A 1,719-nucleotide genomic window follows, 5' to 3' on the forward strand; every position below is an offset into this window, starting at 1 on the left:
AGGTAGCACTGCTATGAAAGGTGCTAAGAATATTGGTAAAACTGCAAATAGTATTGCAGGTAGTGCTGGCAAGATGGCAGGCTCTACATTTGGAGCAGGCGCTGGTATAGCAAGTGGTTTATATAAAGACATGGATAAGGATAAGGATAAGAAAAATGCAGATGCGAATAAAGCAAAATCTATATATCCTGGTATGGCTAAAGATAAGGCTAAGGGAAATGAAGATTTAAACAAAGGAAATGTTGTTAATAGTAGCACTGGCAATTCTAGTAAGAATGCCGGAATTAGTAGTCCAGAAAGTGATACTAAAGGGAATGGTAGCCAAGGGCACAAATCTATTTATGATGAAATGGGTAATGCTAATGGGAAAAGCAGTATTAATGACAATGGTAGCCAAGAACACAAATCTATTTATGATGAAATGAATGGTTCTAGTGGTAATACATCCGAACCTATACAACCTATTTCTAATAATGGTGATAATGAAGTGGGTGAACAACCTAGTTCAAATAGAAATATTTCAGATAATACCCCTGAATCAATTAATAGCAGTAATGGCACTGAAACAAACGGTAGTGAAAAGAATGAAACAAGTGGACATACTGTACCCAATAATACACCGGAGCCTATACGTCCAAATAATGATAAGTCTTCGTATCAAATGATTCGTCAACAGCAAAAAGAAAAAATAATTAAAAGAGTTCAGAATAATCCTATTGTAAAACAAACTATGGAATCGTATAATCGAGGAAAAAACATAGGTCAGAGTATACGAGAGGAAAAAAACAATAAAAATGAATCAGTGTAGCTCATGCTACACTAGATATAGGAAGGAAGTTGAAAAATGATGAAGAATAAAACTAATAAATTAATAGTAATAATAGCAGTTGTTTCACTAGTATTTAGTATTACTGGATGTAGTAGCTCTGTATTCAGTAATACTAAAATTGAAAAATTAACATTTACAGAAAAAAATGTAGAAAAAGTTTTTAGTAATCAATATAATGTTAGAATTTCAGATTTAAATAGTGAACGCAAAAGTATAAATGTTAGTTTTGATACAAAAACTAATATACCTAAAAGTAAAGGCAAAGAAACATTAAAAAGTATTGAAGATACTTTAAATAAAAAATTTGATGTAAATAATAAACATAATATTTCAATTAATATCTATGCAAATGATAATATTTTAATTGAAGATAATTATGGAAAAATTCAAATAGGAGAAGCTCCTAAAATATATGTCTCTACGGTTTATATGTATGATACCACTTATTCTATGTCGAAAAAGTTTGATTTATTAAATCCGTTTGACGCTATTAAAGTAACTGCTGATGATAAAGAGGATGGAGATATAACTAATAAAATTAAATTAAAAAATACTGAGGCCATAACTAAAAGAGGACAACATAAATTAATTTATGAAATAATAGACAGTGATGGTAATGTTACAACTGATGATGAATTAAGCATAAACGTAAAAAAATAATTTTGTAAGATAAATAAATAGAAAGGAAGTATCAATTATGTATCTAATTCCAAAAGAATTAAATAGTAAAATAAAAATAACTAAACATTTATATTTAAAGGAATTTTTCTTGTTTTTAATAGGAATGGGCTTAGTTTTTGCATTGGATAGTTTAGTTTATTCTAGCTTAATTTTAGTATATTATATATTTTCAACTTTTGTAATAATATTTTTAATATTGCCTGCAAGAG

General features: G+C 28.4%; 3 protein-coding genes. All 3 read left to right on the forward strand.

The features are described from left to right. On the forward strand, positions 1 to 808 hold an 808-nt coding region (locus VIM70_RS23190), incomplete at its 5' end, for a hypothetical protein (protein WP_331948148.1). A 36-nt stretch (positions 809 to 844) separates the two neighbouring features. Continuing rightward, positions 845 to 1,489 (forward strand): hypothetical protein, encoded by a 645-nt coding sequence (locus tag VIM70_RS23195; RefSeq protein WP_331948149.1) that lies wholly within the window; start codon positions 845 to 847, stop codon positions 1,487 to 1,489. A gap of 37 nt (positions 1,490 to 1,526) precedes the next feature. Next, a partial coding sequence (locus VIM70_RS23200) for a DUF5592 family protein (RefSeq protein WP_331948150.1) occupies positions 1,527 to 1,719 on the forward strand: 193 nt, incomplete at its 3' end.

The sequence above is a fragment of the Clostridium sp. genome (assembly GCF_036569345.1).
Classification (GTDB): domain Bacteria; phylum Bacillota; class Clostridia; order Clostridiales; family Clostridiaceae; genus Clostridium_AD.